Origin of the sequence: Rhodoluna sp. KAS3 (genome assembly GCF_026000575.1) — a bacterium.
In the GTDB taxonomy this organism is placed as follows: Bacteria; Actinomycetota; Actinomycetes; order Actinomycetales; family Microbacteriaceae; genus Rhodoluna.
This window is the reverse complement of the sequence record NZ_AP026910.1, coordinates 297,973-323,253: the sequence shown is the minus strand read 5'-3', so window position 1 is coordinate 323,253 and position 25,281 is coordinate 297,973. Positions and strand designations below refer to the sequence as shown.

Here is a 25,281-nt window from a genome sequence, read left to right as displayed (position 1 = left end):
TCAGATTACCGCCTTGCTACCGACCAAAGAGCAAACCGACCTTTATGCTTTGAGCAAGGAGAGCCAAATGGTAGACAAAATCAGCAGTTGGAAGTTTGCAGAAGACTTCGTGACCGAACCTGAAGTGTTTCGTGAAGCCCGAATTCGTGCGGATGAAATGGGCATTGAATGCATCACGCCTGCCGTCGGTTCTCAGTTGGCCCTCGTTGCCTCAGCCCTTGGCGCAAAGGCTATTGTCGAGGCTGGCACCGGAACCGGAATCTCGGGGCTTTGGCTTCTGAACGGTGCACCCAACGCAGTTTTGGCAACCATCGACAGCGACCCTGAGGCCCAGATTGCTGCTCGCAAGGCGTTCGCCGAAGCGGGTATTCCGGCCAACCACACCCGCGTGATCAGCGGACGGGCAATTGATGTGATGTCGAACATGGCCGACGCAGCCTACGATTTAGTTTTTCTAGATGCCGACCGCGATACCCTCGAGGATCAGCTGCACGAGGCTTCGCGACTTTTGCGCCCTGGCGGCGTATTGGCAATTGCCCACGCCCTGTGGCGTGACCGGGTTCCTGACCCTGCGATGCGCGATGATGCCACTGCTATTTACCGGGATGTCCTGCGCTTTTTTGTGAACAACAGCGATTTTGTTTCTGCGCTTTCGCCAAGCGGAGATGGCCTGCTCATGGCCAGCAAGCGAGCGCACTAGAGGATTTCAAGCATAAAAAAAGACCAGTCGCTTTTGACTGGTCTTTTTTATTGAGCTTAGTTTTTGACTACGCCCGCTAGAACTTGGTGAAGGTTCTTGGCCTCTTCTTCGTTTACTGAAACGACAAGTCGACCTCCGCCTTCTAGTGGAACTCGAAGGATGATCAGTCCGCGAGGTTCGCGTTCTGCCTCCATTGGACCGTCGCCGGTACGTGGCTTCATTGCTGCCATTGAGAACTCCTTGAATAGCTGGCTTTTTACGGCCGAAGTTCTATTATCCCACGGTGAGCCAAGATCTAAGACCGCTTTCGCAGGCATAGATCTGACTGCACGGTACCGCTTCATCATCGGCATGGGCCTTTGATGGGTCGCCCGGGCCATAGTTGACAGCTGGCACACCTAGTTCGCTGAATCGGGCAACGTCGGTCCAACCGTACTTTGGCCGTGCTTCAGTCTTGGTGGCGGCAACAAAAGCTGCTGCCTCTGGTCGGTCAAGACCTGGGCGGGCACCCTCGGCAACATCGGTGACTACCAACTCAAAGCCGGCAAATACCTCACGCAAATGCGCCTCAGCCTCAGCACCCGACTTGCTAGGAGCAAACCGATAGTTAACCGTGACTACGGTTTCATCTGGAATGACATTGGTGGCAATTCCGCCGCTGATCAAAACTGCATTCAAGCTTTCGCGATAAACCAAACCGTCAACGTCAATCTCTGCCGGCTGGTAGTTGGCCAAAATGGTTAGCGCCTGGGCAGCACCGTGAATAGCATTTTTACCCATCCAAGGGCGCGCCGAGTGTGCCTTGACTCCGCGGAAGGTTAGATCAACGCGCATGGTGCCGTTGCAACCACCTTCAACCTGCGCCGAGGTTGGCTCACACAAAACAGCAAAGTTGGCCTGAAGTAGATCGGGGCGGTTTCGAGACAGACGACCCAAACCGTTCTTCGATGCCTCTACCTCTTCGTGGTCGTAGAAAATCCAAGTGACATCTACATTTGGTTCGGCGACTGTAGCAGCAAGTTTTAGCTGAACGGCAACCCCGGCCTTCATGTCTACTGTGCCGCGGCCATAGAGCACTTGCTCGCGCTCCATCGACAACAACTGCACCGGAAGGTTATTGGCAACCGGAACCGTATCGATGTGACCGGCTATAACCACACGCGAATCGCGACCAAGGTTGGTGCGGGCCACAATTGCGTCGGCGTCGCGAATTACCTCAAGGTGCGGGTAGGCAGACAGTGCCGCTTCGATGGCGTCAGCCAAAGCTTTCTCGTTACCCGAAACCGACTCGATGTCGCAAATTTCACGGGTCAGTTCTACTACGTCAGCTTCTAGATTCAGGGTTACAGGCGCCATAGAACGAGCCTAACTTGTAACCTTGACTCTATGACTCAAGCAGCTTTCCTAGATTCCAAGGCATGGGGCCACGGCCTGGCCACCATCGCAACTGACGGCACGGTTCTCGACGTTTGGTTTCCGAACCCACAACTGGGCGATGCCCCGACCGATGATGCCCTTTGGGTTACGCCTAAAGAACTAGACGCTCTTGCCGGTGAAGATGCTCGCCGCCGCGTAACCACTCAGGTGGTCCGCACCGAGGTAGATCTAACCCAGCCGGTATCTTCGACTGCCGACGCCTACCTGCGCCTTCACCTGCTGTCACACCTGCTGGTCAAGCCAAACTCAATCAACCTTGACGGCCTGATTCCGGCCCTGCCGATTGTGGCCTTTACCAATGTCGGTCCGGTATCAATTGATGACATCGATGAACTGCGCCCAACGCTTACCCGCGCTGGAATCAGCGTTTATGCCATCGACAAATTCCCGCGCCTAGTCGACTACGTGACTCCGAAGAAAGTCCGAATCGCAGACGCATCACGGGTTCGTTTGGGTGCACACCTAAGCCCGGGCACCACCATCATGCACGAAGGTTTTGTGAACTTTAATGCCGGAACTCTGGGCACCTCGATGGTTGAGGGACGAATTTCACAGGGCGTTATTGTTGGCGACGGAGCAGACATTGGTGGTGGCGCCTCAATCATGGGCACACTATCCGGCGGCGGTAAAGAGCGCGTTGCAATTGGCGCCCGTGCGCTGCTCGGCGCAAACGCCGGTGTTGGTATCTCGATTGGTGACGACTCAGTTGTCGAAGCCGGCCTCTACGTAACTGCTGGAACCAAGGTCACCATCATCGATGGCGAGGGTGAGAGAACCGCCAAGGCAGCAGACCTTTCCGGTGTGGCCAACCTACTGTTCCGCCGCAACTCGGTTACCGGTCGCGTCGAGGTACTACATAGATCTGGCGTTGGCATCACGCTCAACAGCCAGCTGCACGGCTAGTCTCGGACTGAATCCCAGCCGTATTCAGGCATTGGGTTGGCCCCAAGCATCACTGGTGCGTGGCCAACTGGCAAAACCACACCGATGGGCTTGAAGGCGCGCGGAATTACCACATCACTCGGAAAAGTTGTCAGCAGTGAGTGGTCCTCTCCCCCGCCGATGACCCAGTCAAACTCATTCGCTTCGATGGCACGGGCTGCTTCTTCAAGCACGGCCTCAAAACCCTGAAGCTGCAGGCGGTCGATTTGAATGGTCACCCCTGATGCCTTTGCGATTCGAGCGGCATCCTTGGCCAAACCATCGGATAGGTCCAGCATCGAAGTTGCCCCGGCTACGGCTGCGTCTACTCCCGAGGTAATCGGTGGTTGCGGGCGGCGCTGCGTGTCAACCAAGGCGTCGTAGGCCGAAATAGCGTCACGGTTAGCACTCTGCAATAGAGCCAAGCCTGCTGCTGCGCGCCCCAGAGTGCCCGCTACAGCAACAATGTCGCCAACCTGAGCACCTGAGCGCAAAACCGGCTCGCGGCCCTCGAGCGAGCCGTGTGCGGCCACTGAAATCATTATCTGCTCACTCGCAGCTAGGTCTCCGCCGACAACCCCACAGCCCGGAGCAAGGCGCTCGCAGGCGTCACGCAGGCCGTCGGCAAATGACTCGAGCCAGTGAATCTCGGTTCGCGCCGGTGCGCTGACGGCAACTACCAAGGCGGTTGGAACGGCACCCATGGCTGCCACATCAGCAATGTTGCTTGCCACAGCCTTCCAGCCAAGGTCATACCCTGTGGACCAATCCAACCTAAAGTCATGGCCTTCGATCATGGTGTCGGTGGTAACCACAAATCGCCCATCCGGGGCACTGATTACGGCCGAATCATCGCCGGGCCCAACCAAGGCATGCTGCGATGCGTTGAGGCGCGATATGGTGCGCTTGAGGCTTTCGTTCTCGCCGAGCGAGCCGATGGTTTCTGCAGTATTCACATAACAAAGGTAGCCTGTTGGAGATGAAGATTTTGAAAGCTCAGGCAACTGTGGGCGCACTGCTTTTGGCCACGATTGGCCTAACCGGCTGCGCCACCACGGTGACACTAGACCCGGCACCGCTAGCCAATGACCCTAACTGCGCTGAGGTAATTGTTCGTCTGCCCGAGTTGGTCGGAGATCAATCCGAGCGCCCGACCAATGCCCAGGCCACAGCAGCTTGGGGCGACCCGGCATCTGTGTTGCTGCGCTGCGGATTGGAACCAGTGTTGGTCAGCGACCTACCTTGCGTAACCGCTGGTGGAGTGGACTGGCTAGTGGATGAGTCAGAAAAACCGTCTTATAGATTCATCAGTTTTGCGCGGACCCCGGCAACCGAAATCATCGTGGATTCAAATGCCATCTCTGGAATTACGGCTCTCGAGGCGCTTGGCCCTGCGGTGCAAAACATCGAGGCATCAAAAACCTGCACCACCGCTGAATAACCAGAGTTAGTGCTTGGCAGTTAGGCCCAGGTTGATGAGTTCGTCGATCAAATCTGCATAGGCAATGCCTGACGCCTGCCACAGTGACGGAAACATTGATAGCGGCGTAAACCCAGGCATGGTGTTGATTTCATTCACGAAAAAACCGTCGGCGGTCAAGAAGAAGTCGACTCGACCCAGACCCTGGCAACCCAGTGCCTCAAACGCACGCCGAGCAATGCTCTGCATTTCGGTTAACTGGTCCTCGGTCATGGCTGCCGGAATGATTAGGTCGACGGAATCTTCATCCTGGTATTTGGCATCGAAATCGTAGAAATCGCGACCGGTGACGACAATCTCACCGGCAACTGAAACCCGAGGTCGAGCGCCATCGCGACCAGAAAGCACAGCGCATTCAACCTCGCGGCCAACCAATCCGTGCTCGACCACCAATTTGTTGTCGTGCTCGAGAGCCAAGGCCACCGCTGTGGCAAAGTCATCCCAGTTCTTGACCTTTGAAACACCCACCGATGAACCGGCACGCGCAGGCTTGACAAAAACCGGGAGGCCAAGGTTTCGGACCGCCTCGAGAGATGTCTCTGGGTCGCGCATCCAGTTGGCTTCGCGAATCACAACGTGCGGGGTAACCGGAATCTTGGCATCTTGAAAAATTGCCTTGGTGAACTCTTTGTCCATTCCGGCAGCCGAAGCCAAAACGCCATTGCCAACGTATGGAATTCCCGCTAGCTCAAGGAAGCCCTGGATCGTTCCGTCTTCACCGAAAGGACCGTGCAGGACCGGAAAAACGATGTCTACCGCGCCGAGCGAGGACCGACTGCCGTCGATGCCAATGCGGTAAATCTGACGACTTCCATCCATGGCAAATTCAACTCGAGCGCCTTCATCCTGAACCACGGCAAGCTCACCCTTGCGCAACGCCCAACGCTCAGCATTGTCTTCGGCAGGCACAAAAACACCCTGGCGGGTAATGCCCACCGGAATAACGTGATACTTGCTGCGATCAATCGCGCCTAAAACACCGGCCGCTGTTGCACAGGAAATTGAGTGTTCGCTTGATTTTCCGCCAAAAAGCAGAACCACGTTGAGTTTGGCCACAGTTACTCTCCGACCGGGCCGAGGGTGCCATTAGTTAGGTGGGGCGCAATGTCCTTTGGCGCCAGCTTGCCCTGTAACACCAACTGAACCTGCTCCACAATCGGCATCGATACACCTTTGGCTTTGGCCAGCTGAAGAATTGGAGCAACCGAAGCCAGGCCCTCTGCCGTCTGAGACATGCGCTTTTGCACCTCTTTGAGGGTGTAGCCCTTGCCCAGCATCTCACCGGCCTTGTGGTTGCGTGACAGTGGCGACTCAGATGTTGCAATCAGGTCACCCAAACCAGCCAGGCCGACCATAGTGTTTGGCTCGGCACCGTAAGCCACCGAAAAACGGGTCAGCTCGGCCAGTCCGCGGGTCATGATTGAGGCCTTGGTGTTTTCTCCGTAGCCAACACCGTTGACGATTCCAATGGCAACGGCAATTAGGTTCTTGAGGATTCCGCCAAACTCGGTGCCAATCACATCTGAGTTGGTGAAAGTTGTGAAGTACTCGTTGGTAGCCGATTTTGCTACAGCCTGAGAAGTCTCTTGGCTGATGCTCGAGGCCACAGATGCGGTTGGCTGCTCAGCGGCAATTTCTAGGGAAAGGTTTGGTCCAGAGACCACTGCAATTTGTTCCTTGTCAAAACCAGTGACCTCGGCAATAACCTCACTCATGCGCAGACCGGTGTCTTTCTCGACGCCCTTCATCAAGCTGACCAGGATAGCCTTCGGCGGCAGCAGCGGCCCCCATGATTCAAGGTTGGAACGCAGGGTCTGCGAAGGAATTGATAGATAGACCTGCTCAGCACCCTCTAGAACTGCGGCGACATCACTCGAAGCTTTTAGGTGAGCCGGAAGGTGGATGCCCGGCAGGTAATCGCCGTTGCGGTGATCTTCGTTGATCTCTTCAACCACGTCTTCGCGACGAGCCCAAAGGGTGACCTGATTTTCAGGATTATCGGCAAGAACTTTGGCAAAGGTGGTTCCCCAGCTACCCGCACCCATAACAGCAATCTTGGTCACGGCTACTTGCTCTCTTTCTTGAAGTTTCCGGCAACAGTTTGCCCAGCCTTCACTGGGTCCCAACGCTCAGCAGGGGCTGATTCTTTGCGGAGTTTCTCGACCAATAGTGTGATTTCGCGCATCACCAAATCGGTAGCCTCATGCAGTTCGGCCGGTGTCAGTTGCTTTTTACGATACTTATCCAGATTGATTTCATCGCCAACGATGATGTCAACCGGTTTCCAGAATCCCGGTCTAAATTTGCTACCGTACTGCGGCAGAATCTGCTCACTACCCCAGTGGGCCATTGGGTAAACCGGCACATTGGTTTCAATAGCCAGACGGATGGCACCTGACTTACCGCGCATTGGCCAAAGGTTTGGCTCGCGGGTCAGGGTGCCCTCTGGGAAGATCGCGATGGTGTGGCCGGCCTCTAGAAAGGCGTTGGCAGCGCGCATCGGTGCATCGTTGCGTTGGCCCGAACGGTAAACAGGAATCTGCCCAGCTGCCCGAAGGATTGAGCCGACAACCGGAACTCGAAAGAGCCCCTCTTTGGCCAAAAAGTGCGGCGCCCGCTTGAGTACGCGATAGACAAAATAGGCAACCGCTAGAGCATCAACGTTGGTGACGTGATTGGCAACCAAGATGTACGGCCCCTGCTTCGGCAATTTTTCTTGGCCGGTCGGGCGAATCCGAAACATGGCACGCACGATCGGAATGAGTATGGCTGCCACGATTGCGAGCACCGCATTGAGTTCCGGAGATGTGATCTTCGGCATTGGAAGTGCTTTTTTGGACTTTGCCATGGTCGGTTATTCGCTGTAGCTGAAGTCGGCGCCGAGGTCAGTCAACTTCTGCAAGAAGTGTTCGTATCCTCGAGAAATAAGCTGCACGTTGGTCACGTTTGAGGTGCCCTTGGCCGCCAACGCCGCAACCATGTGGCTAAAACCGCCACGCAGGTCAGGCACCCGGATGTCAGCTGCGTGCAACTCGGTTGGGCCAGAAATAACCGCAGAGTGGTTGAAGTTTCGCTGTCCAAATCGGCAAGCTGTACCGCCCAAGCACTCACGGTAAATCTGAATCTGCGCACCCATCTGAACCAGTGCGTCTGTAAAGCCAAAGCGGTTCTCGTAAACCGTCTCATGGATGATTGACAAACCCTTGGCCTGAGTAAGAGCTACAACCAGTGGCTGCTGCCAGTCAGTCATAAATCCAGGGTGCACGTCAGTTTCAAGAACTACCGGCTTGAGGTCGCCACCCGGGTGGTAGAAGCGGATGCCCTCGTCTTCAATTTCAAAGGCGCCGCCAACCTTGCGGAATACGTTCAAGAAGGTGGTCATTTCTTGCTGACGGGCTCCGCCAACAAAAATATCTCCCTTGGTGGCCAACGCGGCACAAGCCCACGAGGCAGCTTCGTTGCGGTCAAACAGAGCGCGGTGGGTGTAACCCTTTAGTTCCTTGACGCCCTCGATGCGAATCACGCGATCGGTGTCTACCGAGATGATGGCGCCCATCTTCTGCAGGATTGCGATGAGGTCCATGATCTCAGGCTCAATCGCTGCGCCAGAAAGTTCGGTAAGGCCCTCGGCACGGGTTGCGGTGAGCAATACCTGCTCGGTTGCACCCACCGATGGGTAAGGCAGGCTAATTTTTGCACCCTTCAACCCACGAGGAGCCGATAACCGGGTGCCGTTCTCGAGTTCTTCGATAACAGCTCCGAAGTTTCTAAGCACTTCAAAGTGGTAGTCGATTGGGCGATCACCGATGTGGCAGCCGCCGAGGCCCGGGATGAATGCCTCACCCAAACGGTGCAGCAACGGGCCACAGAAGAGGATTGGAATTCGAGAAGATCCAGCATGTGCGTCGATGTCAACCATGCGTGCCGAGGCAACATTGCTTGGATCCAGGCTCATAACGCCGTCTTCAGAGTGGCTAATCGCCACTCCGTGTAGCTGAAGGAGTCTCGAAACAATGTCGACGTCACTGATGAATGGAACGTCTTTGAGCACGCTTGGGGTCTCGCCCAGCAGAGCGGCAACCATTGCCTTGGTAACTAGGTTTTTGGCACCCTTGAGGTCAACCCGGCCGATTAGTGGCTTGCCACCGGTAACGGTGATCTGACTCATCGGTCTCCTTAGTTCTTAATCGGAAGGGTCTTAGGCATCCAGGCTGGGCGCTTGGCTTCAAAATCAGTGATTGCCTGTTCGTCGCGCAAGGTTAGACCGATGTCATCTAGGCCCTCAAGCAGACGCCATTTAGTGTATTCATCAATCTCAAACGGAACGGTTAGGTCGCCAATCGTGGCGGTTTGCTCAACCAGATTGATGGTGATTGATGAACCAGGGTTGGCCTCAATTGCCGCCCAGAGCTTCTCAGTGTCTTCTTCGGTGATCTGACCCGCAACCAAGCCCTGCTTACCTGAGTTACCGCGGAAGATGTCGGCAAACTTGCTCGACAAAACTGCCTTGAAACCGTAGTCGCGTAGTGCCCATACCGCGTGCTCACGGCTGGAACCGGTACCAAAGTCTGGCCCGGCAACTAGCACCTGGCCGTGCTTGTACGGCTCTTGGTTCAGCACAAACTCAGGGTCATTGCGCCAAGCCGAAAACAGCGCGTCTTCAAAGCCGGTCTTGGTGATGCGCTTTAGGTAAACCGCTGGGATGATCTGATCGGTGTCAACATTGCTGCGGCGAAGCGGTACAGCAACGCCAGTGAAAACTTCGAACTTTTCCATTAGTTGTCTCCGTCAAGGTCAGCAGGTGATGAAAGGGTTCCGCGAATTGCCGTCGCAGCAGCAACCAGAGGAGACACCAAGTGGGTGCGGGCACCCTTACCCTGGCGGCCTTCAAAGTTTCGGTTTGAGGTTGAAGCGGCTCGCTCGCCCGGCGCCAACTGATCTGGGTTCATACCCAAACACATTGAACAACCGGCAAAGCGCCACTCGGCACCAAAGTCCTTGAAGACCTTGTCAAGGCCTTCGGCTTCTGCCTGCAGACGAACGCGTGCCGAACCAGGAACAACTAAGAAACGAACGCCGTCGGCCTTTTTTCTGCCCTTGATAATCTCGGCAGCGGCCCGAAGGTCTTCGATGCGGCTGTTGGTGCAAGAGCCAAGGAACACGGTGTTTACCGGAATTGACTTCATCAGAGTTCCAGGCTGAAGGTCCATGTACTCGAGCGCGCGCATTGCAGCGGCCTTCTCGTTTGGGTCATCGATGTCATCAGGGTTTGGCACAGCGTCGAGCAAGCTAACACCCTGGCCAGGGTTGGTGCCCCAGGTTACAAACGGGTCAAGCTGGTTGGCGTCCAAGAAGACTTCAGCATCAAACTTGGCGCCTTCGTCGGTTGGCAAGGTGTTCCAGTACTCAACTGCGGCATCCCAGTCAGCACCCTCTGGCGCATGTGGGCGACCCTTTAGATAGTCGTAAGTAGTCTGGTCCGGCGCAACCATTCCAGCGCGGGCTCCGGCCTCGATTGACATGTTGCAGATAGTCATTCGGGCTTCCATAGACAGGGCACGGATGGCGCTGCCTCGGTACTCAAGCACGTAACCCTGGCCACCACCGGTGCCAATTTTGGCAATCACGGCAAGGATGATGTCCTTGGCGGTCACACCTGGGCGCAGGGTTCCTTCAACGTTGATCGCCATAGTTTTGAAAGGCTTTAGCGGAAGAGTCTGGGTAGCCAAAACGTGCTCAACCTCGCTGGTACCAATACCCATGGCCAAGGCACCGAAGGCACCGTGGGTTGAAGTGTGAGAGTCACCACAAACAACAGTGATACCCGGCATGGTTAGACCAAGCTGAGGGCCAACCACGTGCACAATGCCCTGGTCTTTGTCGCCAAGTGAGTGAATTCGCACACCGAACTCTTTGGCATTGGTGCGAAGGGCCTCAATCTGGGTACGGCTAGTTGGGTCAGCGATTGGCTTATCGATGTCCCAGGTAGGAGTGTTGTGGTCTTCGGTGGCAATGGTTAGGTCGGTGCGGCGAACCTTGCGACCGGCCATGCGAAGCCCGTCAAATGCCTGTGGGCTAGTTACCTCGTGCACCAAGTGCAGGTCAATGTAGAGCAGGTCCGGAGAGCCATTCTCGCCTTTGACCACCAAGTGGTCATTCCATACCTTCTCAGCCAGAGTTAACGGCTTATTTGTCATGCAAACACCTCAGAACGATTGAAGTTCAAGTTTACCTTTTAGGCTGGCTTGATGAACCTAAAAGACCTTGATTTTATTCAGCGCCGAACCGTCAAGGTGCTGACCGTAGGTCAGGTACTAGGTGGGTTTGGGCTAGGTTCAACCCTCTCAATTGGGTCACTTCTGGCTGCCGAACTTTCCGGCTCGCCGGCCTGGGCGGGTGCGGCTGCAACATTCAGCACCTTGGGCGCAGCAACCTGGGCAATCCCTCTGGCTCGATTGGCGTTTGCCAAGGGCCGCCGGGTTTCACTCGCATCCGGTGCCGCTTTGGCAATCTCGGGTGCAGCCTTGGTTATTGTCGCTGCTGCCGTGCACGTCTTTCCGCTGCTTCTGGTGGCGCTATTCCTCCTCGGCGGAGGGTCAGCGGTAGGCCTGCAAGCCAGATTTGCCGCAACCGATGTGCCAACCGATAGGCCTAAGGCACGAGATCTTTCGATTGTGGTTTGGGCCACGACCGTTGGCGCAGTAATTGGGCCCAACATGTTTGGACCGGGTGAGGTTGTTGGCCAGGCCTTGGGTCTTCCAACCATGACCGGCCCGTTCCTTTTCACCATCCTTGCCCAGATCTCGGCCACCACGGTTTTTTGGTTTGGCCTACGCCCCGACCCACTGCTGTTGGCAAAAGAGCTCAACGCTGAGACCAAAGGACTCAAACCAAAGGTATCGTTTGCTTCGGCACTGGCTACCCTTCAGGCCTATCCCCTCGCTAAATTTGCCGTCATCTCCATTGCCCTTAGCCACATGATTATGGTTTCGGTCATGGCCATGACCCCGATTCACATGCAGCACCTTGGCTACGACTTAGTGGTGGTCGGTTTCACGATTAGCCTGCACATTGCCGGAATGTATGCCTTTTCACCGGTATTCGGCTGGTTCGCCGATAAATTTGGGCGACTAAAAACAGTCCTCCTGGGACAAATGATTTTTGTTTTTGCCCTCGGTTTTGCCGGATTCGGCTCAGAGGACCGATTCATGGTCACGGTGGGATTGTTTCTGCTTGGCCTAGGCTGGTCGGCCGCTACGGTCGCAGGTTCCGCGCTTTTGGCCGAGTCATTGCCAGCTGATGAGAAAACCAACGTGCAGGGCCTCAGCGACTCTTCGATGAACCTAGCGGGTGCCCTCGGTGGCGGCCTGGCCGGATCGGTGTTGGCGGCCTTTGCGTTCATCGGGGTGAATGTGGCAGCACTGGTGCCAGTCGTGATCATTGTTGGACTGGGCGCATTTGGGCGCCTTGAGCGCCAGTAAAGCACCACTAAAACCAACGGGCAGACCAGCTGCCACTTAAGAAAAAACTCCCTCCCGAGAGCAAGTCATCGAGAGGGAGATTTCGTGATCCCAAGGGGATTTGAACCCCTGCTGCCGCCGTGAGAGGGCGGTGTCCTAGGCCGCTAAACGATGGGACCGTTTTGTGCAACCTGACGATTATGCCACATCTTTTGCGGCGATGCTAGTTGAGGCCAAACTTAGCGAGAGTTACCCAAGAATTTGCCGGCACTGCGGGCCATGCCCCAGACCGGCACAAAGCTGGCAGCCACCGCTAGGAGCGGACTGGCCGGAAGAACCGCTGCACCGATGGCAATCGGAAGGACCACAAGGGTTGCACCAACAAACCAAATTAGGTTGGCCCTAATGGCCCGAGACGCCTTGCTAGATAGATCAATCGCGTGCACCACAGCCATCGGGTTCAAGGTGTTCAGAATTAGACCTGCCGCTTCGGAATCGACGTGGGCGTCGACCCCAACCGCAATCGCGATGTCTGCGCGTTCAAGCGATTCGAGGTCGTTCTCGGCATCGCCAACCATGGCTATCACTGAACCATCGGCCTTCAACTGATCGATAGTTTTGGCCTTCTGGATTGGGACCAGTTCACCGTAGACCTCGGCAATTCCCAACTGGCGGGCAACAAAGTCGGCAACACCGTGGGCATCACCGGTGATTAGAACGACGCGCTTTTTGCGCAGGTGCAACTGGGTGACCACAGAGTCAGCATTTGGCCGAATGATGTCACTCAACTCGATGTAGCCGAGCAGCTCGCTGTCACGAATGACAAAAATTACCGAGTTACCAGACTGGTTGGCTTGATCAGCCTGAACTAAATCGCCAACAAAAATGTCGATATTGCGACCGGTTAGCAGCGCGGCACCGCCAACAATGATGGTTGAACCATCAAGAATGCCGGTTACACCCTGACCAGGAATGACTCGGAAATCCAGAATTTCGGGTATTTCGAGGCGGCGCATCTGGGCTTCAGCAACAATTCGCGCGGCTACCGAGTGCTTGGCGAAGACCTCAACGCCAGCCGCCAGGGCAATAAGTTCATCGATATTTTGCAGCGGAGAGTTATGAGTCAGGCGGGCCCGCACGAAAGAGCGCTCTGCAGTGGTCAGAGTGCCGGTCTTGTCGAAAACCACAGCGTCGGCCTTGGTAAGCGCCTCAAACGAGGCTCGATCCTGCACCTGCAAGCCAGTCTTGCCGGCCCGATGAATTGCACTGATTGCCACTGGAGCAACCACATACTTGAGGTTTTGCGGCGAGAAAATCAATAGGGCGGCAACAAACCCAGTTAGCGCCCCGGCCAGTTGCGAGGCATCTATGGCAACAGTCGCGGCCAGCACAATGACAGCAATCAACACGGCAGCGTAAAAAACCCAGACGCTGGCATCGTGCAGCGTCTGTTCGAGTTTTGACGGCTTGGATTCGGCGCTCAACAGCAACCGATGCTGCGCACCAACGTGAGTAGCCGAACCAGCGCGTTCGACCTCAATCTGCAGGATTCCATGACCTAGCTTGGCGTCAGCACTTGTCTGCGTGCCGGCCCAGACTGGAGAACCCTCAGACTTAAAAACTGCTTGGTTTGAGCCGGTGATGACAAAGTCATTCACGTCTGCAGAACCTGACAAAACCTTGCCATCGGCCGCGATTATTTGCCCTGGTCGAACCTCGATTAGGTCACCGATGCGGAGTTGGTCAGCTGCAACCTCGCGGACCTGATCACCGTCAAGGAGCTGCGCGGATTTAGGTAGTAGCTGGCCAAGGTTGGTCTTGATCCGATCGATGCGCTTGAACGCACGGGACGCCAGCCAGTTGCCCAGCAATACCAGCAGAACAACGAGGGCAAATTGCCACCAACCGCTGGCAAAAGTCGGTTCAGCGCCCACCAGTGCAGTCACACTCCAGGCGAGATTCAGACCGAAAAGGGTGATTAGAGCAATGGCTGTCAGCACTGCTCCACTTGGCTTGCGGCTTGATAGTTCAGCTACAGCGGTGCGAAGAATTGGGGTGAGTGTGGCTAGCAAGACCGAGCCAAGGCCCAAGAGAATGGCTGGCGCGGCGGTCGGTACCAAGCCCATGCTTAGGCCAAAAAGTGGGTCAAAGACAATGCTCGCAATGGCAAAGGGGCTGGCCAAAAACAGGTAGTTTCTGAACACCGATGGGCGCAGCAAACCAGCCGAGTGCTTGGCTCTGTGCTGTTGGTCCTGCGTCATTAGGTTGCTCTCTCAGTAATCTTTTGCCCTCCAAATCCTAGTCTCGGCCGGCGGATTTACTTGGCAGAATGAGACCATGCAGATCACAAAATTTGAGCACGCCTGCCTGCTACTTGAAGAGGGTAGCGACAAAATAATCGTTGACCCTGGTTTCTACACCCGACCAATGGAGCAGCTCACTGGTGTTCGTGCCGTAGTAATTACGCACATTCACGATGACCACTGCTACGAAGAGCAACTGGACCGGATCTACGCAAATAATCCGGGTGTGAAAATTTATGGCCCGGCCGAGGTGTGCTCAAGGCTGGCAGCTTCGCGACCAAATTTTGATTTAGGCGTGGTTTGCCACGGAGACTTTTTTGTCGAAGGCGAATTCACACTTGAATTCTTCGGAGACCTACACGCCGAGATTCATCGCAGCATTCCCCTAGTTCAAAACTGTGGAGTGCTAATCAACGGAAAGCTTTACTATCCTGGCGACAGCTACACCCAGCCGGATTGCGAGGTTGAGCTACTTGCCTGCCCAGCCTCGGCTCCGTGGTTGAAGATCGGTGATGTTATGGATTTTCTGGCCGCTGTGCGACCAAAACGGAGCTTTGCGACTCACAACGCTCTGTTGAGCGAGGTTGGCCATGCGCTCAATAACAGTCGAATTCAATTGGTAACCGAACAGGGCGGTGGGGTTTTTGAGTACCTCGAGCCTGGGCAAACCACCAGCGTCTAAACCCGGTCTAGCAACCGAGGTTTGATATGTCGGTTAGCCGATGGCGACGATAACCGCGCAAATCAGTATAAGCACGGTTACCGGAACCCACATTTGACGCTCTTTTTTGCTTCTCGAAATGCTGTTTAGCAGAACACCCAATCCGGCAAATCCGACCAATCCCCAGTTGGCCAAAACATTGAGTTCAGTGGGCAACAACTGCGGCAACACCGATGCCTGAGCCAAGAAGTGACCCGCAATTGCGAAGTTAATTGCCAGAGAAAACACCGACGCAACCCTAAAGCCAACCGGCAGTTTGCCCGGGTTCTGGCCACCAAACGCGTACTCACCCATCGGTGCACCAAGGGCCAGTGCAAGCTGAAACATGGCAATAAAAACGTAGATGATAGCGACGCTTAGGGCGGCAATTGATGCTGGATTCATTGGAATAGTTTAGGCTCCTGCGATTGCCTCAACCTAAAGAAAAATGGCCTCTCCCTTGACGGGAAAGACCATTTTCTAAAGCTGGGGTACCTGGACTCGAACCAAGAACAAAGGTACCAGAAACCTCCGTGTTGCCAATTACACCATACCCCAGAGTATGAACCGAGCCGTGGGCTCGACTTACAATCTTAGCCCTGTTAGGCCACTCGAGCAAACGCGTTTAGACGAGCGATGGTCTCGGCTTTTCCGAGAATCTCCATCGACTCAAACAACGGCGGAGAAATGCGACGGCCTGAAATTCCGGTGCGCAGTGGACCAAATGCCACACGTGGCTTGAGACCCAGTCCGTCGATCAGTGCTGCCTGAAGTGCCGCCTGGATAACCTCAGTCTTGAAGTCAGATTCTGCAATTGCCTCCAGTGCAGCAACACCGGCGTTTAGGACCTCAACGGTGTTTTCTGGCAGACCCGCTTTGGCATCCTCTTCAACGACAATCTGGTCGGCAGTCTTGAACATAAAACTCACCAAATCTGGTGCCTCACTCAAGACAACCAAGCGCTCCTGAATAAGCGGGGCCGCAGCATCAAGAACTCGCTGTTCTGCCTCGGAAAGAGTTGCTCCGACAACGCCGGCGCTCTGCAGGTAAGGCATCAAACGAGCCTTGAAGTCATCGGCACCGAGCAAGCGAATGTGAGCCGCATTGATAGCGTCGGCTTTCTTCTGGTCAAATCGGGCCGGGTTTGGGTTCACGTTGGTGACGTCAAATGCCGCTGCCAGTTCATCCATGGTGAAAATATCTTGGTCGGCGCTAAGGCCCCAGCCAAGGAGTGCCAGATAGTTCAACAAACCCTCTGGAATAAAGCCGCGGTCGCGGTGGTGGAAAAGGTTGGCCTCTGGATCACGCTTCGAGAGCTTCTTAGTGCCCTCCCCCATCACGTAAGGCAGGTGACCAAATTGCGGAATGAACTTGGTGATTCCGGCTTCGTAGAGTGCGTTGTACAGCGCAATCTGACGAGGGGTTGAAGACAATAGGTCCTCACCGCGTAGCACGTGGGTTACTCCCATTAGGGCGTCGTCAACCGGGTTGACCAGTGTGTACAGCGGCTGACCGTTTGGGCGAACCACAACAAAGTCAGGGAACGAACCTGCCGGGAAGGTAATTTCGCCGCGAACTAGGTCGGTAAAAGTAATGTCTACATCTGGCACTCGCAAACGCAGCGCCGGTGAACGGCCTTCGGCTCGGTAGGCTGCCTTGGCTTCTTCGGTTAGCTCACGCTCAGAATTGTCGTAGCCCAACTGCACGGCACGACCATTTGCGCGGTTGCGCTCGTCAAGCTCTTCTCCGGTCAGGTAACTCTCGTAAATGTGCCCAGATGCCTTGAGCTTGTCGATTACCTCTTGGTAAATGTGAGTGCGCTCTGACTGGCGGTATGGCTCGGCAGGACCGCCAACATTCACGCCCTCATCCCAGTTCAAACCCAACCAGTTGAGTGCATCGAGAATCATCTCGAATGACTCTTCGCTGTCGCGCTCGGCATCGGTGTCTTCAATGCGGAACAGGAATGAACCGCCGGTGTGACGGGCGTAAGCCCAGTTGAAGAGTGCGGTTCGAATCAGACCAACGTGCGGTAGACCGGTTGGAGATGGGCAGAATCGAACTTTGACATCGGCGCCAGTGGCGTCGGTAAAGGGAGCTGTGATGGCTGAAGACATAGTTTCTCAAGTCTAAACGACCGACTTGCCCTACAGCGGGGCGCTAAACCACAGGGTTTAGCAGAGTGCCGATGCCCTCGATCTCACATTCGATGATCTCGCCGCGTTGAATCTGCGCAATTCCGGCCGGGGTTCCCGTCAAAATAATGTCGCCGGGCAGCAGGGTCATGTTTTGGCTCACGTAAGAAATGATTTTTGGCACATCGTGAATCATCAGGTCAATCGAGGCCTGTTGTTTGGTTTCACCATCGATGCGGCTTTCAAGAATTTGACCGTCTGGAACAAACTCGGTCTCAATCCACGGGCCAAGCGGGCAGAAGCTGTCAAAAGCCTTGGACCGAGCCCACTGGTCATCGCTAAATTGCAGGTCGCGCGCGGTGACATCGTTGGCAATTGTGAAACCCCACACGTAATCCAGCGCATTTGCCTCTGAAACATTCTTGGCAATCTGGCCGATCACCACAGTGAGTTCAACTTCCAACTCGATGCGTTCACTCTGCTGCGGAATTTGGATTGGGTCACCAGGGCCGACGATGGCGCTTGAAGGCTTGAAAAAGATAGTTGGCTCTGGGTTTAGGGCCAAGCCCAACTCTCCCGCGTGGTCGGCATAGTTCTTACCGATGCAAACAACCTTGGACGGGATAATCGGCGCCAGCAACTTGACATCTTTTAGCGGCACGCGCTCGCCCGTGGTCTCATAGCCGTTCACCAGCGGGTGACCAGCAAGAACAACCAGCTCAGGCCCATCAAGCACACCAAACTTCGGCTCGCCGTTCAAACTGAATCTGGCTACGCGCATGATCGGGCTTCTTTCTAGTCGGCTAGCTTAACCATCCAGCCGTGGCGGTCTTCGACCGTTCCGTACTGAATACCGGTTAGTTCGGCACGCAAACTTGCGGTTAGCTGGCCAGGCTCGCTGGTCTCTGAACCGATGGTTTCTTCGCGACTCTTGAACTGCCCAATCGGAGTAATTACCGCAGCGGTACCGCAGGCAAACACCTCAACGATGTCGCCGCCGTTGATGCCCTGGCGCACCTCATCGAGAGTAATCTTGCGCTCTTCTACCGAAAGGCCACGGTCTTTAATCAACTGGATAACTGATGCGCGGGTGATGCCGTGCAGGATTGTGCCGTCGAGCGCCGGGGTGGCAACGTGGCCATCTTTGTAAACGAAGAACAGGTTCATGCCTCCCAGCTCTTCAATGTAGGTGGCTGATTCGGCGTCGAGGAACATTACCTGCGAGCAGCCGTTCTCGTAGCCCTCACCCTGAGCCAGAAGTGAGGCCGCGTAGTTTCCGCCGGTCTTGGCCTCACCGGTGCCGTGACGGCCAGCTCGAGCTGAGTCGAGGGCAATCCAAATCGACACCGGCTTTAGTCCTCCGGTGAAGTAAGGGCCGACCGGAGAAGCAATCACGCGATACTCGGCACGGTGGGCTGCTCGAACACCCAAGAAGTTTTCGGCGGCAATTTCGAATGGACGAATGTAAAGCGTCTTTTCATCAACTGGCTGCGGAACCCAAGCGCCATCAACAGCAATCAGCTGACGAAGCGATTCAACAAATAGTTCAACCGGCAGCTCAGGCAAAGCCATGCGGTGAGCCGAACGCTGCAGTCGAGCCGCGTTAGCCTCTGGGCGGAATGTCCAAATTGAGCCGTCGGCGTGACGGTAGGCCTTGATGCCCTCAAATATTTCCTGACCGTAGTGAAGAACCGCTGCTGATGGATCCATCATGATCGGGCCGTAAGGAATTACCTCGGCGCTGTGCCAGCCCTTGTCCTTTTCCCACACAATAACCACCTGGTGGTCGGTTAGGTTAGCGCCGAAGACCGGTGCGGCCAAGATGGCCTCGCGCTCAGCATCTGGCTTTGGGTTTGGGTTGCGGGTGACTTCAAATTTTAGATCGGCCATGATCTGCTACTTTCTTGAATCCTTGCGGTTTAGAGGAGAGCGAAGATGCTCTCAGCTACCTCGGTGGTTGAACGCTTTTGGTCGCCGCGAGTTGCGAGGTCGGCCGCAACGGCTTTTTCAATTCGTGCAGCTGCCACCGGATTGTTTAGGTGGTTTAGCAACAGTGCAGCCGAGAGAATGGCTGCGGTTGGGTCGGCAAGGTTTTTGCCGGCAATGTCTGGAGCAGAACCGTGTACCGGCTCAAACATGCTTGGGAATTCACCGGTCGGGTTGATGTTTCCGGATGCACCCAGACCAATACCGCCACCGATGGCAGCAGCCAAGTCGGTGATGATGTCGCCGAATAGGTTATCGGTGACAATGACATCAAAGCGCTCAGGGTCGGTGACCATGAAGATGGTTGCGGCATCGATGTGAAGGTAGTCGTGACTTACGCCTGGGAATTCTTCGGCAACCTTGTTTACTGTGCGCTGCCAAAGCCAACCGGCGTGGACCAATACGTTGTGCTTGTGTACCAGGGTGATTTTTTTGCGATCGCGGGTCGAAGCCAATTCGAAAGCATAGCGAACCAGACGCTCTACGCCGTAGGCGGTGTTCACCGAGACCTCGTTAGCTACCTCGGCTGGAGTACCAACACGGATAGCGCCACCGTTGCCAACATAAGGACCTTCGGTGCCTTCACGGACCACAACAAAGTCAACTTTGCCTGGGTCGGCAAGTGGACTAACCACACCCGGATAAATTTTGGTCGGGCGAAGGTTTACGAAGTGGTCAAAAGAAAAACGGAGTTTTAGAAGCAACTGACGCTCGAGCACGCCTGATGGAACCTTTGGGTCACCGATGGCACCTAGAAGGATTGCGTCATGTTCTTTGAGTGAGGCCATGTCTGCATCGGTGAGGGTCTCACCGTTAGCTAGGTAGCGGCGGGCACCCAGATCAAATTCGGTGGTCTTAAACTCGACTCCCGAGCCAACAGTGGCTCGGTTCATTGCTTCCAAAGCAATTTTGGTGACTTCAGGCCCAATGCCATCCCCACCGATTACGGCAATTTTGTATTCACGCGTCAATTGAAGCTCCCAGGGCAGTTGATACCTTGAGTTTACTGCGTAGCAGTGATTACTTGAGGCGCTTGGCCATAAGTACCAGCGTTGTCGATGGCTTGAGTCCGTCTCGAGTCTGAATTTGACCCTCAAAGTTTTCGAGAGTTTCAATTTCAACCGGAAGCGTCTCTAGAAATTCGCGAACTTCACTGGCTGTTGGCAACACACTTGGGTCCTGCGGCCCGCCAAACCCCTCGACCAGGTTCTCACGCGCGTGCCATACGCCAAACAGGTAACCGCCCGGTTTGATGTTGTCTACCAGGGTGTCGATGGCATCGAAGAGGTCTTGATTATTCACTTGAAGGTAGGCAATCACTCCAAGGTCTACTGGAGTGAGCACCGATTCAAAACCGGTTGCATCGGCAATGTGGGCAAAATACTTGTCAGCCACACCGCGTTCCTCAGCAAAAGCCAACGCCTTAGTAAGTGCCTTCTTAGAAAAATCGATGTTCTCGGCCTGCCAGCCGCGTTCGGCGAACCAGACTGAGTTGCGGCCCTCGCCACCGGCAAGATCAATCATCTTGCCGGCAGGGAGGTGCTCACAAAACTGCTTTACAAAGCGGTTTACATCTTTGGTGTAGATGTATTCCGGTACGTCGAACTTTGCATCCCAGTACTCAGAATTCATCGCCATTATTTTGCTACTTAGAAAACGATTGGAAGTCCGGTGACCGAAGCGGCGTCGTCTAGACCGCCGGCGTTGGTTAGGTTGCCGGTGAAACCAAGGCCCTTCATAGCCTCGATTGCCTGACCGGCGCGGTTGCCTGAGCGGCAGTAGATTACGTAGTCAGCTGCCTTGTCTAGCTTTTCGATTTCGGTCCCGAAATCTGGGCCCTGCCAGTCGATTAGGAGAGCGCCTTCTAGATAACCTTCGGCGGTCTCTGCTGGGGTGCGAACATCGATTACTGCTGAAACTGATGACATGTCAATTGGTCCTTGGCTGCTGCAAGCGGATAGTGAGAAAGTAGCGAAAAGCGCTACTACAAGGGTAGCGAGTACCTGGAAAAACTTTTTCTGCATTTTGATCTCCGTAGTAGAAAAGTTACTGGCGGTTTGTATACCCCCTAGGGTATGCTAGAAATAGATTTAGGTCAAGCCAAGGAGAACCATGCAAATCGAACCAACTGAACTCAAAGCCGCTCGCGACCGCTTGGTACGCGTTCAGGGGCAAATCGGTGGAATCGTGAAGATGCTCGACGAGGGCCGTGACTGCACCGAGCTATTGACACAACTATCTGCCGCCAGCACTGCCCTAACCCGCGCAGGATTCACCATTATTTCGACCGGAATGGCCAAGTGCGGCAACGACCCGGAGGGAAAGGCCAATCGCGAGACCCTCGAAAAAGCCTTCATGTCCCTGGCCTAACCACCTGTCATCCATTCAACTTTTTCACCAGTAAGGATTCAAAATGGGCCTATTCGGCAACCTGTTCAAAAAGAAATTTGAAACCGTCTCGCCAGCTCGCGCCAAAGAGATGCAGCTCGATGGTGCGCTCTTGGTTGATGTTCGTGAGAGCCAAGAGTTCAAATCTGGGCACGCGTCCGGAGCCAAGCACATTCCTCTCGGGTCAATCCCGAATCGCCTACACGACCTACCGATTGAGCGGGACATTCTGGTGATCTGCCAAAGTGGTGCACGATCAGCACAGGCTGCCACTTTTCTAGCTACCAAGGGTTATAAGGTCACCAACGTTGCCGGGGGCACTGCCAACTGGCGTCGCCAAGGCCTATCGGTCTCTAAATAACCACTGAAACAACAACGATTTACTTTTTCTAGGAGTGGAAATGAAGGTAATCATCATCGGCGGTGTAGCGGGCGGGATGTCTGCTGCTACGCGCTTGCGCAGATTGCGAGAAGACGCAGAGATCACTGTTTATGAAATGGGCGAGCACGTTAGCTACGCCAATTGTGGTCTTCCGTATTTCGTGAGTGACGTGATTGCAAAACGCGAACTACTGCTCTTGCAAACACCCGAGTCCCTCTGGGACCGATTCAGAATTGCCGTGAAGGTAAACAACATGGTTACCGCGATCGACAAAGCGGCAAAGACGGTCTCGGTATTGAACATTCAGACCGGTGCCACCAGCACCGATTCGTACGACAAATTGATCATTTCAACCGGTGCCAAGCCACGTAAGCTCAACATCCCTGGCATTGAACGGGCCATGACCCTGCGCAACGTAGTGGACGCCGATGAGGTCAAGGCTGCCGCCCAAGCCAACATTGGCAAGCAAGCGGTAATTCTCGGCGCCGGTTTCATCGGTATCGAGCTGGCCGAAAACCTTACCCACCTGGGCATTGAAACTACAATTATTCAACGCGGCACCTCAATTTTGAGTCAGTTTGACCCAGAGGTAATTGAGCCTCTGCAAGCGCGTTTAGTCAGCAACGGGGTCAAGCTTGAGCTAGGTACAGAGCCGGTTGAAATCACAGCCGATTCGGTAATCCTGGCAGACGGTCGCGAGCTTCCGGCTGGCTTGGTGTTCTCGGCGGCAGGTGTTTCACCTGACAACTCACTGGCTCGAGAAGCTGGCCTAAAAATCGGTACCACCGGCGGGCTTTGGGTTGACGAGCAGCAGCGCACCAGCGATGAACACATCTATGCTGCCGGCGATGCCGTGGAGAAAAACGGACAACTAACCGGGGAACACCTGCTGGTGCCGTTGGCCAACCTGGCTAACCGCCACGGCCGACTGGTTGCCGATGCAATTGCCGGAATCGAGACCCGCGTACACCCAGCGGTGGCAACGGCGATTATCGGGGCATTTGGTTTTGTAGCCGCTGTTACCGGCCTGACCGAAAAGGCTGCCAAGAGGGCTGGCATTAATCACCAGGTAATTCACCTGCACCCAAGCAACCACGCTGGCTACTACCCTGGCTCAAAGCGGGTTTCGCTAAAGGTTCTATTTGACCCTGCAACCGGCAAGATTCTCGGTGGCCAGGCCACCGGCGAGGATGGCGCTGATAAGCGCATCGATGTGATTGCAACTGCAATTTACGCTGGTCTGACGGTTGACGATTTGATGGACCTTGAGTTGGCCTACGCACCCCAGTTTGGATCAGCCAAGGATGCAATCAACCAGGCCGGATACGTCGGCAACAACGTAATCACGGGCACCACCCCAACTGTTCAGTGGCATGAGCTAAGCAGTGCCATGGCTAACGGTGCTCAACTAATCGATGTTCGCACCAAGGGAGAGCACGCCCTAGACAGTATTCCTGGCTCGATCAACATCGATGTAAATGAACTGCGTGACCACCTGCACCAGATTCAGGATGAGGACGTGATTGTTCACTGCGCAGTCGGACAACGCGGCCACACCGCAACGCAAATTTTAAAAGCGCACGGGATGAAGGTGCGCAACCTAGATGGCGGCTTTATTACCTGGCGCGCGGGCATGGATGCCCTGGCCCGAGCTGGGAACTAGGCGATAAAAAAGACCCCGAGCATTTTGCTCGGGGTCTTTTTGTAATTCTGTCGAACCAAAGGCTAGGCCTGGATGTCGATGGCCTTCATAACATCAGCCTCAATCGCTACGCGCACGCCCTCAAGGACATCAGCGGCAACTGGAGAGTCGACGGTGATGACTGACAGAGCCTTGCCGCCCTTCTGCTGGCGAGCAATCTGCATCGCAGCGATGTTGATGTTGGCGTCTGCGAAAGCCTTGCCGTAAACCGCGACGATACCTGGGCGGTCTGCGTAAACCATCAAGACTAGGTGCTCAGCTAGGCCAAGCTCTACGTCGTAACCGTTGATGTTGACGATCTTCTGGTGCAACTTAGGGCCGGTTACTGTACCCGAAACCGATGCGGTAGTGCCATCAGACAGGGTTGCCTTGATTGTGGTGACGTTGCGGTATTCCTCAGAGTTAGTGTCAACGGTGAGTTTTACATCGATACCGCGGGAGTCAGCCATAAGCGGCGCATTGACGTAGGAGACCTGCTCGGTAACGGCGTTCTGGAAGAAGCCTTTTAGGCCGGCCAGCTTGAGCACAGACACATCGTGAACTGCGATTTCTCCGCGAACCTCAACCTCAATAGCTGACACATTTCCGCCAGAGATACCGAACAGCACCTGACCAAGCTTCTCAATAAGGTTGATACCCGGCTTCACAGATGCATCGATGTTTCCACCGGCTACGTTTACGGCATCAGGCACCAAGTCGCCAGCCAACGCCAGGCGAACCGACTTGGCAACCGAAATACCAGCCTTCTCCTGGGCCTCATCGGTAGATGCTCCCAAGTGAGGGGTGACCAAGATGTTCTTTAGGCCAAGTAGCGGGCTTTCCTTTGGTGGCTCGGTTACGAAAACGTCAAGACCGGCACCGGCAATTTGGTTGGTGCTTAGAGCCTCGTACAGCGCAGCCTCATCGATGATGCCACCGCGAGAGCAGTTAACGATGCGCAGGTTTGGCTTGGCCAACTTGAACTGCTCTGTCGAGATCATGCCAGTGGTCTCTGGGGTCTTTGGAATGTGAATGGTGATGAAGTCTGACTTCTCCATTAGCTCATCCAAAGTAGCCAACTTGACACCCATTTGCTCGGCACGTGCTGGGGTGATGTATGGGTCGTAACCAATTAGCTCGACGCCAAAACCAGCAAGGCGGGCGGCCACCAAACCACCGATGCGGCCAAGGCCCACGATTCCAACGGTCTTCTCGTAAAGCTCGGCTCCAGTGAACTGTGAGCGCTTCCACTCGCCAGCCTTAAGTGACTGGTTGGCATCTGGAATGTGACGAGCCAAACCAAGCATCTGTGCAATCGCTAGTTCAGCGGCTGAAACGACGTTTGAAGTAGGCGCGTTGACAACCATCACACCGGCAGCTGTTGCGGCCTTGATATCTACGTTGTCTAGGCCAACACCGGCGCGAGCAACAACCTTGAGCTGTGGCGCGGCGGCGATGGCTTCGGCGTCAACCTGGGTTGCCGAGCGCACCAAAATGGCGTCGGCCTTTGCCAATGCGGCAAGCAGTGCAGGGCGGTCGGTACCGTCCACGTTCACTACATCAAAATCTGGACCTAGTGCTTCAACGGTCGCTGGAGAAAGCTCTTCTGCAATTAGAACAACTGGCTTAGTCAATTCATCATCCTTGTGATTTTTGCGCCTCGAATTTGGCGACAGGAATAAGTTTAGGGTTGAATTTCGACAAAATC

The 25,281-nt window shown here is 55.0% G+C and carries 26 protein-coding genes and 2 tRNA genes; 8 read left to right on the top strand and 20 right to left on the bottom strand.

The window, feature by feature from the left end:
* Nucleotides 1–67 precede the first annotated feature (67 nt).
* Complete coding sequence (locus tag OO731_RS01675) at nucleotides 68–700, top strand: O-methyltransferase (protein WP_264890406.1); 633 nt, start codon at nucleotides 68–70, stop codon at nucleotides 698–700.
* A gap of 56 nt (nucleotides 701–756) precedes the next feature.
* On the opposite strand, the gene OO731_RS01670 is transcribed toward OO731_RS01675, so the two are convergent.
* Both OO731_RS01670 and dapE read right to left on the bottom strand, forming a co-directional pair.
* A complete protein-coding gene (locus OO731_RS01670) occupies nucleotides 757–930 on the bottom strand; it encodes a DUF3117 domain-containing protein (RefSeq protein WP_138275093.1) in 174 nt (57 codons plus the stop codon).
* Nucleotides 931–973: 43 nt separating this feature from the next.
* A complete protein-coding gene (gene dapE, locus OO731_RS01665; RefSeq protein WP_264890405.1) occupies nucleotides 974–2,056 on the bottom strand; it encodes a succinyl-diaminopimelate desuccinylase in 1,083 nt (360 codons plus the stop codon).
* Between the two features lie 30 nt (nucleotides 2,057–2,086).
* Between dapE and dapD the strand changes: the two genes are divergently transcribed.
* Complete coding sequence (dapD, locus tag OO731_RS01660; protein ID WP_264890404.1) at nucleotides 2,087–3,040, top strand: 2,3,4,5-tetrahydropyridine-2,6-dicarboxylate N-succinyltransferase; 954 nt, start codon at nucleotides 2,087–2,089, stop codon at nucleotides 3,038–3,040.
* Here the strand turns inward: dapD and OO731_RS01655 are convergent.
* Entirely contained in the window at nucleotides 3,037–4,014 is a 978-nt protein-coding gene (locus tag OO731_RS01655) for a thiamine-phosphate kinase (protein WP_264890403.1), read from the bottom strand. The two genes, dapD and OO731_RS01655, sit on opposite strands and share 4 nt — an antisense overlap.
* Before the next feature lie 23 nt (nucleotides 4,015–4,037).
* On the opposite strand from OO731_RS01655, the gene OO731_RS01650 reads away from it, so the two are divergent.
* Complete coding sequence (locus OO731_RS01650) at nucleotides 4,038–4,499, top strand: DUF3515 domain-containing protein (protein WP_264890402.1); 462 nt, start codon at nucleotides 4,038–4,040, stop codon at nucleotides 4,497–4,499.
* Between the two features lie 6 nt (nucleotides 4,500–4,505).
* Here the strand turns inward: OO731_RS01650 and OO731_RS01645 are convergent, their stop codons facing one another.
* From OO731_RS01645 to leuC, 6 genes are read right to left on the bottom strand one after another with little or no spacing between them, the layout of a single operon-like run.
* On the bottom strand, nucleotides 4,506–5,594 hold the full coding sequence (locus OO731_RS01645) for a D-alanine--D-alanine ligase family protein (RefSeq protein WP_264890401.1): 1,089 nt from the start codon (nucleotides 5,592–5,594) through the stop codon (nucleotides 4,506–4,508).
* 2 nt (nucleotides 5,595–5,596) lie between these two features.
* Nucleotides 5,597–6,583, bottom strand: coding sequence for an NAD(P)H-dependent glycerol-3-phosphate dehydrogenase (locus OO731_RS01640; protein ID WP_264890653.1), 987 nt, complete (start codon nucleotides 6,581–6,583; stop codon nucleotides 5,597–5,599).
* Between the two features lie 20 nt (nucleotides 6,584–6,603).
* On the bottom strand, nucleotides 6,604–7,359 hold the full coding sequence (locus OO731_RS01635) for a lysophospholipid acyltransferase family protein (protein ID WP_264890400.1): 756 nt from the start codon (nucleotides 7,357–7,359) through the stop codon (nucleotides 6,604–6,606).
* A gap of 33 nt (nucleotides 7,360–7,392) precedes the next feature.
* Nucleotides 7,393–8,706, bottom strand: coding sequence for a UDP-N-acetylglucosamine 1-carboxyvinyltransferase (gene murA, locus OO731_RS01630; protein WP_138315337.1), 1,314 nt, complete (start codon nucleotides 8,704–8,706; stop codon nucleotides 7,393–7,395).
* Between the two features lie 8 nt (nucleotides 8,707–8,714).
* Nucleotides 8,715–9,314 carry a 3-isopropylmalate dehydratase small subunit gene (gene leuD / locus OO731_RS01625; protein ID WP_138275085.1) on the bottom strand — a complete coding sequence of 200 codons (600 nt, stop codon included), beginning with the start codon at nucleotides 9,312–9,314 and terminating at the stop codon, nucleotides 8,715–8,717.
* Nucleotides 9,314–10,735, bottom strand: coding sequence for a 3-isopropylmalate dehydratase large subunit (leuC, locus tag OO731_RS01620; RefSeq protein ID WP_264890399.1), 1,422 nt, complete (start codon nucleotides 10,733–10,735; stop codon nucleotides 9,314–9,316). Before leuC ends, leuD begins: the two co-directional genes overlap by 1 nt.
* A gap of 51 nt (nucleotides 10,736–10,786) precedes the next feature.
* Here leuC and OO731_RS01615 point away from each other — a divergent pair, with 51 nt between their 5' ends.
* Nucleotides 10,787–12,019 (top strand): MFS transporter, encoded by a 1,233-nt coding sequence (locus OO731_RS01615; protein ID WP_264890398.1) that lies wholly within the window; start codon nucleotides 10,787–10,789, stop codon nucleotides 12,017–12,019.
* Nucleotides 12,020–12,104: 85 nt separating this feature from the next.
* Here OO731_RS01615 and OO731_RS01610 read toward each other — a convergent pair.
* Both OO731_RS01610 and OO731_RS01605 read right to left on the bottom strand, forming a co-directional pair.
* A tRNA-Glu gene (locus OO731_RS01610) sits at nucleotides 12,105–12,177 on the bottom strand.
* Between the two features lie 60 nt (nucleotides 12,178–12,237).
* Nucleotides 12,238–14,259: a heavy metal translocating P-type ATPase gene (locus OO731_RS01605; protein ID WP_264890397.1), complete on the bottom strand. Its 2,022-nt coding sequence runs from the start codon at nucleotides 14,257–14,259 to the stop codon at nucleotides 12,238–12,240.
* A 76-nt stretch (nucleotides 14,260–14,335) separates the two neighbouring features.
* On the opposite strand from OO731_RS01605, the gene OO731_RS01600 reads away from it, so the two are divergent.
* On the top strand, nucleotides 14,336–14,983 hold the full coding sequence (locus OO731_RS01600; RefSeq protein WP_264890396.1) for an MBL fold metallo-hydrolase: 648 nt from the start codon (nucleotides 14,336–14,338) through the stop codon (nucleotides 14,981–14,983).
* 33 nt (nucleotides 14,984–15,016) lie between these two features.
* Here the strand turns inward: OO731_RS01600 and OO731_RS01595 are convergent, their stop codons facing one another.
* The 8 genes from OO731_RS01595 to OO731_RS01560 form a co-directional block, all read right to left on the bottom strand.
* Nucleotides 15,017–15,406, bottom strand: coding sequence for a hypothetical protein (locus OO731_RS01595; protein ID WP_264890395.1), 390 nt, complete (start codon nucleotides 15,404–15,406; stop codon nucleotides 15,017–15,019).
* Between the two features lie 81 nt (nucleotides 15,407–15,487).
* Nucleotides 15,488–15,559 (bottom strand) — tRNA-Gln (locus OO731_RS01590).
* Between the two features lie 44 nt (nucleotides 15,560–15,603).
* Nucleotides 15,604–17,118, bottom strand: a complete 1,515-nt coding sequence (gene gltX / locus OO731_RS01585; protein ID WP_264890394.1) for a glutamate--tRNA ligase — start codon at nucleotides 17,116–17,118, stop codon at nucleotides 15,604–15,606.
* Between the two features lie 43 nt (nucleotides 17,119–17,161).
* Entirely contained in the window at nucleotides 17,162–17,917 is a 756-nt protein-coding gene (locus OO731_RS01580; protein ID WP_264890393.1) for a fumarylacetoacetate hydrolase family protein, read from the bottom strand.
* Nucleotides 17,918–17,931: 14 nt separating this feature from the next.
* The gene (locus OO731_RS01575; RefSeq protein ID WP_264890392.1) at nucleotides 17,932–19,026 is read right to left on the bottom strand and encodes a branched-chain amino acid aminotransferase; all 1,095 of its coding nucleotides are present in this window, start codon (nucleotides 19,024–19,026) and stop codon (nucleotides 17,932–17,934) included.
* Nucleotides 19,027–19,055: 29 nt separating this feature from the next.
* Nucleotides 19,056–20,093 (bottom strand): 3-isopropylmalate dehydrogenase, encoded by a 1,038-nt coding sequence (locus OO731_RS01570; RefSeq protein WP_264890391.1) that lies wholly within the window; start codon nucleotides 20,091–20,093, stop codon nucleotides 19,056–19,058.
* A 49-nt stretch (nucleotides 20,094–20,142) separates the two neighbouring features.
* Nucleotides 20,143–20,760 (bottom strand): methyltransferase domain-containing protein, encoded by a 618-nt coding sequence (locus OO731_RS01565; RefSeq protein WP_264890390.1) that lies wholly within the window; start codon nucleotides 20,758–20,760, stop codon nucleotides 20,143–20,145.
* 11 nt (nucleotides 20,761–20,771) lie between these two features.
* Nucleotides 20,772–21,050 carry a rhodanese-like domain-containing protein gene (locus OO731_RS01560; RefSeq protein WP_264890389.1) on the bottom strand — a complete coding sequence of 93 codons (279 nt, stop codon included), beginning with the start codon at nucleotides 21,048–21,050 and terminating at the stop codon, nucleotides 20,772–20,774.
* Between the two features lie 184 nt (nucleotides 21,051–21,234).
* Here OO731_RS01560 and OO731_RS01555 point away from each other — a divergent pair, with 184 nt between their 5' ends.
* The 3 genes from OO731_RS01555 to OO731_RS01545 are packed head-to-tail and all read left to right on the top strand — an operon-like array spanning nucleotide 21,235 to nucleotide 23,555.
* Nucleotides 21,235–21,492 (top strand): metal-sensitive transcriptional regulator, encoded by a 258-nt coding sequence (locus OO731_RS01555; RefSeq protein ID WP_264890388.1) that lies wholly within the window; start codon nucleotides 21,235–21,237, stop codon nucleotides 21,490–21,492.
* Nucleotides 21,493–21,535: 43 nt separating this feature from the next.
* Nucleotides 21,536–21,871 carry a rhodanese-like domain-containing protein gene (locus OO731_RS01550; RefSeq protein ID WP_264890387.1) on the top strand — a complete coding sequence of 112 codons (336 nt, stop codon included), beginning with the start codon at nucleotides 21,536–21,538 and terminating at the stop codon, nucleotides 21,869–21,871.
* 40 nt (nucleotides 21,872–21,911) lie between these two features.
* Nucleotides 21,912–23,555 carry an FAD-dependent oxidoreductase gene (locus tag OO731_RS01545; protein ID WP_264890386.1) on the top strand — a complete coding sequence of 548 codons (1,644 nt, stop codon included), beginning with the start codon at nucleotides 21,912–21,914 and terminating at the stop codon, nucleotides 23,553–23,555.
* Between the two features lie 62 nt (nucleotides 23,556–23,617).
* Here the strand turns inward: OO731_RS01545 and serA are convergent, their stop codons facing one another.
* A complete protein-coding gene (gene serA / locus OO731_RS01540) occupies nucleotides 23,618–25,207 on the bottom strand; it encodes a phosphoglycerate dehydrogenase (RefSeq protein WP_264890385.1) in 1,590 nt (529 codons plus the stop codon).
* Nucleotides 25,208–25,281: the final 74 nt, after the last annotated feature.

Excerpts from the sequence above, each read along its gene's own strand:
- OO731_RS01670 (WP_138275093.1), bottom strand. The coding sequence starts at position 930 with ATGGCAGCAATGAAGCCACGTACCGGCGACGGTCCAATGGAGGCAGAA.
- OO731_RS01550 (WP_264890387.1), top strand. The coding sequence starts at position 21,536 with ATGGGCCTATTCGGCAACCTGTTCAAAAAGAAATTTGAAACCGTCTCG.
- dapE (WP_264890405.1), bottom strand. The coding sequence starts at position 2,056 with ATGGCGCCTGTAACCCTGAATCTAGAAGCTGACGTAGTAGAACTGACC.
- OO731_RS01640 (WP_264890653.1), bottom strand. The coding sequence starts at position 6,583 with ATGGGTGCGGGTAGCTGGGGAACCACCTTTGCCAAAGTTCTTGCCGAT.
- OO731_RS01555 (WP_264890388.1), top strand. The coding sequence starts at position 21,235 with ATGCAAATCGAACCAACTGAACTCAAAGCCGCTCGCGACCGCTTGGTA.
- dapD (WP_264890404.1), top strand. The coding sequence starts at position 2,087 with ATGACTCAAGCAGCTTTCCTAGATTCCAAGGCATGGGGCCACGGCCTG.
- leuC (WP_264890399.1), bottom strand. The coding sequence starts at position 10,735 with ATGACAAATAAGCCGTTAACTCTGGCTGAGAAGGTATGGAATGACCAC.
- OO731_RS01615 (WP_264890398.1), top strand. The coding sequence starts at position 10,787 with ATGAACCTAAAAGACCTTGATTTTATTCAGCGCCGAACCGTCAAGGTG.
- OO731_RS01580 (WP_264890393.1), bottom strand. The coding sequence starts at position 17,917 with ATGCGCGTAGCCAGATTCAGTTTGAACGGCGAGCCGAAGTTTGGTGTG.
- murA (WP_138315337.1), bottom strand. The coding sequence starts at position 8,706 with ATGAGTCAGATCACCGTTACCGGTGGCAAGCCACTAATCGGCCGGGTT.
- OO731_RS01545 (WP_264890386.1), top strand. The coding sequence starts at position 21,912 with ATGAAGGTAATCATCATCGGCGGTGTAGCGGGCGGGATGTCTGCTGCT.
- OO731_RS01600 (WP_264890396.1), top strand. The coding sequence starts at position 14,336 with ATGCAGATCACAAAATTTGAGCACGCCTGCCTGCTACTTGAAGAGGGT.
- gltX (WP_264890394.1), bottom strand. The coding sequence starts at position 17,118 with ATGTCTTCAGCCATCACAGCTCCCTTTACCGACGCCACTGGCGCCGAT.
- OO731_RS01595 (WP_264890395.1), bottom strand. The coding sequence starts at position 15,406 with ATGAATCCAGCATCAATTGCCGCCCTAAGCGTCGCTATCATCTACGTT.
- OO731_RS01605 (WP_264890397.1), bottom strand. The coding sequence starts at position 14,259 with ATGACGCAGGACCAACAGCACAGAGCCAAGCACTCGGCTGGTTTGCTG.
- OO731_RS01650 (WP_264890402.1), top strand. The coding sequence starts at position 4,038 with ATGAAGATTTTGAAAGCTCAGGCAACTGTGGGCGCACTGCTTTTGGCC.
- OO731_RS01635 (WP_264890400.1), bottom strand. The coding sequence starts at position 7,359 with ATGCCGAAGATCACATCTCCGGAACTCAATGCGGTGCTCGCAATCGTG.
- OO731_RS01675 (WP_264890406.1), top strand. The coding sequence starts at position 68 with ATGGTAGACAAAATCAGCAGTTGGAAGTTTGCAGAAGACTTCGTGACC.
- leuD (WP_138275085.1), bottom strand. The coding sequence starts at position 9,314 with ATGGAAAAGTTCGAAGTTTTCACTGGCGTTGCTGTACCGCTTCGCCGC.
- OO731_RS01565 (WP_264890390.1), bottom strand. The coding sequence starts at position 20,760 with ATGGCGATGAATTCTGAGTACTGGGATGCAAAGTTCGACGTACCGGAA.
- OO731_RS01575 (WP_264890392.1), bottom strand. The coding sequence starts at position 19,026 with ATGGCCGATCTAAAATTTGAAGTCACCCGCAACCCAAACCCAAAGCCA.
- OO731_RS01560 (WP_264890389.1), bottom strand. The coding sequence starts at position 21,050 with ATGTCATCAGTTTCAGCAGTAATCGATGTTCGCACCCCAGCAGAGACC.